At 36.9% G+C, this 6,133-nt stretch carries 2 protein-coding genes; both read left to right on the top strand.

The annotated features are described in order from the left end of the window. Nucleotides 1-601: 601 nt before the first annotated feature. Nucleotides 602-1,102, top strand: a complete 501-nt coding sequence (locus tag Z053_RS0127065) for a hypothetical protein (RefSeq protein WP_025668108.1) — start codon at nucleotides 602-604, stop codon at nucleotides 1,100-1,102. Nucleotides 1,103-1,241: 139 nt separating this feature from the next. Next, a partial coding sequence (locus Z053_RS29495; protein ID WP_035097106.1) for a DUF6923 family protein occupies nucleotides 1,242-6,133 on the top strand: 4,892 nt, incomplete at its 3' end.

Here is a 6,133-nt window from a genome sequence, read left to right as displayed (position 1 = left end):
TTTTATGGTAAAACCGTAATTATTTTGGTGTTTTAAGATACTCATAATCAAAGTTTTATGTATACATTTATAATGTTAATAAAAGCATAACGTAAACACATTATTTAAAATAGATATTGCTTATAGAAAAAATTACACCAGACATTTTATTTCTTACCCCTTGATGTCCCAAATGTGTTATTTTTTGATAGCTATTTAGCATAGAAAATTACGGCAATATAGCTGTGATACATTATAGTATTTATTTGCCCGTAGATATTATAGTTAGTGAACTTTAATCGATATAATAAATTGCTTATGGATTGCACTACTTTTATTTCCTTCGTAAAATGTGTGATGATGTTTTCCTCATCTGATTTTTTCATATGCAAACTATATAATACCATTTTGAAAATACAAAACATGTGATTTTCAGAATCTGTTACCAAACAATGCTTTGGTATTTAATGTAGAAGGAAAAGATATTTTTTGTTTGATAATACACATAAATAATAATGAGAATATAGCATAGAAAATAACAATCCCGGAATTGTAAAACTTTTGGCGAGCCAGCAATCCCAGGGATCTGAATAACGATCAATTTAATACTAAATTAACCATTATGAGGTTTCATTTTTTTGCATCAAAGGATGAACAAAGGTCTTCTTATATAAAAGATAGTTTTTCTGGTATCTATACGAATTATGTTCGGAAAATAGATACACTATCCAACTATAACATCATAATTTTGATGGGAGTAATTACACTTCTGTTAGTATTATACTCTTTTATTGCATACTCATTTTTAGAGTCTTCTTCTGTCCTTTTATTAAAAAGTAATAATCGCACCGAGGTACCTATAAAAAATAGTACCGCTTTTAAGGATAGTATACATGCTCATGTATATACATATTTATATAAAAGTAAAACATATAGTACTACGCATGACTCAAAAAATAATGTGGTAAGTACTACTCATACCTCTTTTCAGAAATATTTAAGATCAATTCAGCAAGACTACACATTAGTTGGCGGTATTACGCTACTATGTATTTCTAAAAACATAGTAGATATGGATTCGTATGAATTCCTTCAGAATAATAATAAAACAATTTTATCATAAATAGCTTATGAAAATCAATACACGATTCTTGTTTCTAATACAATTCATATTCATCTTGATAAATAGATTGTTACGTTTTTGTATAGTAAGAAAAAATAAAAAGAAGAGCAACCTCTCTATTACATGTTGTATAGCCTTTATGCTTATAGGTTCTTTGGGATATGGACAGTTTAGCTGTCCTTCTACATTTTATCAGGTCATTAGTGGCGAATTAAAAAGCTATAACGCGGTTACAGGCCAATATTCGGCACCGATTAGCACAAATGATCTCTATAATGCTACAGGATATAACCCGGTTGATAATTTTGTATATGCTATAGGAAAAGCCGGTACCATAAATGGTCATTTAATTCGTATTGATGCCGATGGATCTATAGCAGATCTTGGAGCTTTGACCAATATGGGGTCTGGTGGTATATCAGGAGACGTTGATGACAGTGATAATTTATGGATCAATAGGGGAGATCATTATGACAGAATCGAAAATCTGTCAACCCTTCCGGTAGGAGGGGCTCCCGCAGTAGTAACTGTTACTTTTACAGGGCCTGCAGGTGAGGTTAATGATGTTGTGCATATTAATAGAAAATTATATGGAGTTAATAAAAGCGCAGAACTCATTATATGGGATCTCGATACATCTATTAAAACGGTAGTAGGAGGTTTAAGTACTCCAACCACAACTCTTGGTTTTGGGGCAGCATTTACAGATAATGAAGACCGCTTGTACGTATCGTATAATGATGGTGGGCTGTATTTAATCAATGATTATACAACAGGAACACCAACATCATCATTTTTAAATTCTACAGCTACTACAACTAGCAATGATGGGTTTTCATGCCCCTCGGCACCTTCACCTATAGATCAGGATGGTGATGATATCTTAGACCCTTTAGATTTAGATGTAGATGGTGATGGTATAACAAATACAGACGAATCTCCATCTGATCCTTTTGCTGACGGAGATGGAGACTTGATTTTTGCATATCTAGATGATGATGATGCCGATGGAGCAACCGGTAATGTAGATGGGGCTATCGAAACTGCTTTTGATACCGATGGAGATGGAGTTCCCGATTTTTTTGATCTTGATAGTGATAATGACGGGATTTATGATGTGGTCGAAGCAGGACATGGTTTGCCACATACCAATGGAAGAATAACCGGCCAGGATACAGGAGCAGGCACAAATGGGCTTTTCGATGGTCTGGAAACTGTAGTAGATTCTGGTATAATTAATTATACAATAGCAGATACAGATACGGTAGGAAATCCTAATTTTCAATCTACAAATAGTGATGGAGATACGTGTAGCGATGTTCGAGAAGCAGGTTTTACAGACGAAAGTAGTGACGGTATTTTAGGGCCTCTTGTCGTAACCGTTAATGAAGACGGAGTAGTGACTAGTGCAGTAGATGGGTATACCACTCCTAATGCAGATTATATTAATGGTGGAGTAGTGTCAGCAGCATGCTCACTTACTCCATTTAGTTGCCCTCAAAACTTTTTTCAAATTATTTCAGGAGAGTTAAAAAGTTACAATGCCATAACAGGAGAATATTCTGATCCCATTGCAGTGAGTCAATTATACAACGCAACTGGGTATAATAGAATCGATGATTATGTGTATGCGATTGGTAAAGGAGGCGGCTCAAGCCCTATTAATAATCATTTACTTCGTATAGGAGTAGATGGATCTTTTCAGGACCTAGGTGCACTAACTAACATGAGTAGTGGCGGCATATCGGGAGATGTAGACGATAGTGATAACTTATGGATTAATCGAGGAAAACATTATGACAAAATTGAAAACTTGTCAACACTTCCAGTAGGAGGTTCACCTGCAGTAGTTACGGTTACTTTTACAGGAGGAACGAATAAAAATACCAATGATGTAGTTTTTATTAACGGAAAATTATATGGTGTAAGTAATACAGACCTATTAATTAGTTGGGATCTTACTACACTTGTTAAAACAGAAGTTTCAGGCCTGGGCACTCCTACCGCAACTAATTTTGGAGCTGCATTTACTGATGCAGAAAATCGCTTATATGTTTCTTATAATAATGGAGGGATGTATCTGGTTAACGATTATACCACTGCAACACCTTCTGTAACACTTTTAAACAATACAATAGCTACCACCAGTAATGATGGATTTGCGTGCCCTACGGCATCTTCTGCTTTTGATCTGGATGGTGATCTTGTTTTAGATCCCTGGGATTTGGATGTAGATAATGACGGAATTCCTAATTTGAATGAAGCTCCGTCTGATCCCTATGCAGATGGAGATACAGATAATGTCTTTGCTTACCTTGATGATAATGACGCCGATGGAGGGACAGGAAATGTTGATGGAGCGGTCGAAACTGCTTTTGATACTGATGGAGATGGAGTTCCCGATTTTTATGACCTGGATAGTGATAATGATGGTATCTATGATGCCATAGAAGCCGGTCATGGGTTTGCTACCAGTAACGGAAGAATTAATGGAGCTGATACAGGATCAGGAAATAATGGACTTTTCGACAGCATAGAAACTGTAGCCGAATCTGGAGTACTTAATTATACAATAGCAAACACCGATGCAGCCGGAGATGCTGATTTCGAATCCCTGGATAGTGATGCAGATGGATGTAGTGATGCCAACGAAGCTTATAATGATTGGAATGCAGATGGAGCAAATGGAGGAGTTTATAACCCTTGGAATACGGCCACAGAACCACTTACAGTAACTGCAGGGACTGTCAATTCTAATGGATTGGTAGTTGCAGCAGCATATAACACAGGAGCAGTAGCAGCCGTAACAAATAATGCTGTAGCTACAGGTTGTGAAGATGGTGATGGAGTTACAGGAACTGTAGAGAATGCAGGACCTAACGGAGGCGATGGAAACGGAGATGGAATATTAGATTCTTTACAAGGAAATGTAGCTACTATACCAATAGCAGATGGTACAGGATATGTAACCATAGAAACCACAGGAATTTGTTTTCAGATCTCGAGTATCAGTACTGTATTAGAATCAGAGCTGGCAGCTAATGATGCAACATATCATTACCCTTATGGATTAGTAGATTTTACTTTAGACTGTATAACTCCGGGAGACGATGTAACAGTTACTTACTATTGGCATATTACTAATTCTTTAGCAGGATTTACATATCGAAAATATGGACCAACCACTCCTGGAGGAGCTTCAGATATTTATCAGGATTTTACAACTACATTAAATACCACAACAATAGGAGCAAGAACAATAGCTACAGCTTCTTACAATCTTACAGATGGAGTATTTGGTGATGATACCGTTTCAGATGGACAAATTATCGACCCTGCCGGACCTGCACTTTTAACCGTAAACTCAGATGGGGATGGTATAATGGATTCGATAGATTTGGATGATGATAATGATGGAATCCTGGATAGAGATGAATGTGATTTGGGAGGAGGATCATTTGGAGTCGAATTGTTAGATGATGCCAATACCACTTTTGAGATTACAGCAGAAAATAATGCCACTACTCTGGCAAATTTATTATTTGCCCCTAATTCTGATCTTACTTTGGTATCTGCTAGTGTTAATGAAGGTAGTGGAGCTGTAACACAAATAGGAACATTCAATGATGGTGATCAAATAACGAGTAGTGGAGGAGCGTTAAATGCATTCCTTGGATTTGATCGAGGAATTATTTTTTCTTCGGGTAATGTTCTCGAGTTAGATGATAATTTATCTAATCAATTCTCAACCCCTAGTGCACTAGGGGATGGAATTAATGGTACAGGTGCTGCGGGAGGAGGAAAAGATGCCGATTTTGGTGGAGGTAGCGCAGAATTTGATGTTGCCAGTCTCGAAATAGTAGTTAATATTCCAGCAGAAACAGTGATCTCAGGTCAGTTTGTTTTTGCTTCAGAAGAATATAATGATTATGTGAATTCTGGATTAAACGATGCCCCTAAAATATTTATAAACGGAACCAATTTAGCATTAACACCTTCAGGAGCACAACTAAGTATTGATACGGTAAATAATACAGTAGATAGTGGATCATATACCGATAATGAAACGGTTCCTACAGCCATAAATATCGAAGCAGATGGTTTTACACACACGATAACTTTTTCTGCAGTGTTAAATGCAGGAAATAACACGATCAAAATCGGAGTAGCTGATAATGGAGATAATCTTTTTGATTCCTGGTTAGCTTTTAAGGCAAATTCTTTTGTGTTATGTTTTGACAGAGATACTGATGGTGATAACATTGTGGATCGTTTAGATTTGGATAGTGATAATGATGGGATTTATGATGCTGTAGAAGCAGGTCATAATCAAACGCATGTAAACGGTGTTGTATCTGGCGCTTTAAGTTCAGATGGAGTACCAGATGCAGTTCAGGCACCTGGAAGTGAAAGTAGCGGAACCATTAATTATACAATTGCTGATAGTGATACAGATAATAATTATAATTTCTTAGAATTAGATAGCGATGCCGATGGGTGTAACGATGTTATTGAAGCTGGATTTACCGATGGTGATAATAATGGATATCTGGGTAGCGGTACTTTTGGAGCTGGTCTCACGGTAAATGGAAACGGAGTAGTTACTTCCGGAACTGATGGGTATACAGGTACTAATGCTAATGTTACCACAGCTGGAGTTGCCCCATCAATTACGACACAACCATCTGATTCGACGATATGCCCGGGTGCAAATACTACCTTTACTGTCACGACATCTAATGCAGATACCTATCAGTGGCAATTGTTTAATGGTAGTACCTGGGATGATCTAACAGATACAGGAATTCATAGTACTACAACTACTGCTACATTAACAATTACCAATGCAGTTGTTGCAAATAATGGTAATCAATATCGAGTTGTTGTTTCAAGTTCAACCTATGTGTGTACTCCTGAAACTTCAATTACTGTAACTCTTACTGTGGAAGATACTACTAATCCAACGATCAGTTGTCCAGCTACCGTAAATGTAAATGTAGATGCCGGTTTATGTACTGCCAGTGGTGTTGC

This window comes from Aquimarina megaterium XH134 (assembly GCF_000520975.1).
GTDB lineage: Bacteria > Bacteroidota > Bacteroidia > Flavobacteriales > Flavobacteriaceae > Aquimarina > Aquimarina megaterium.
The sequence above is the reverse complement of the archived record's forward strand: the minus strand, read 5'-3'. Positions and strand labels throughout refer to the sequence as shown.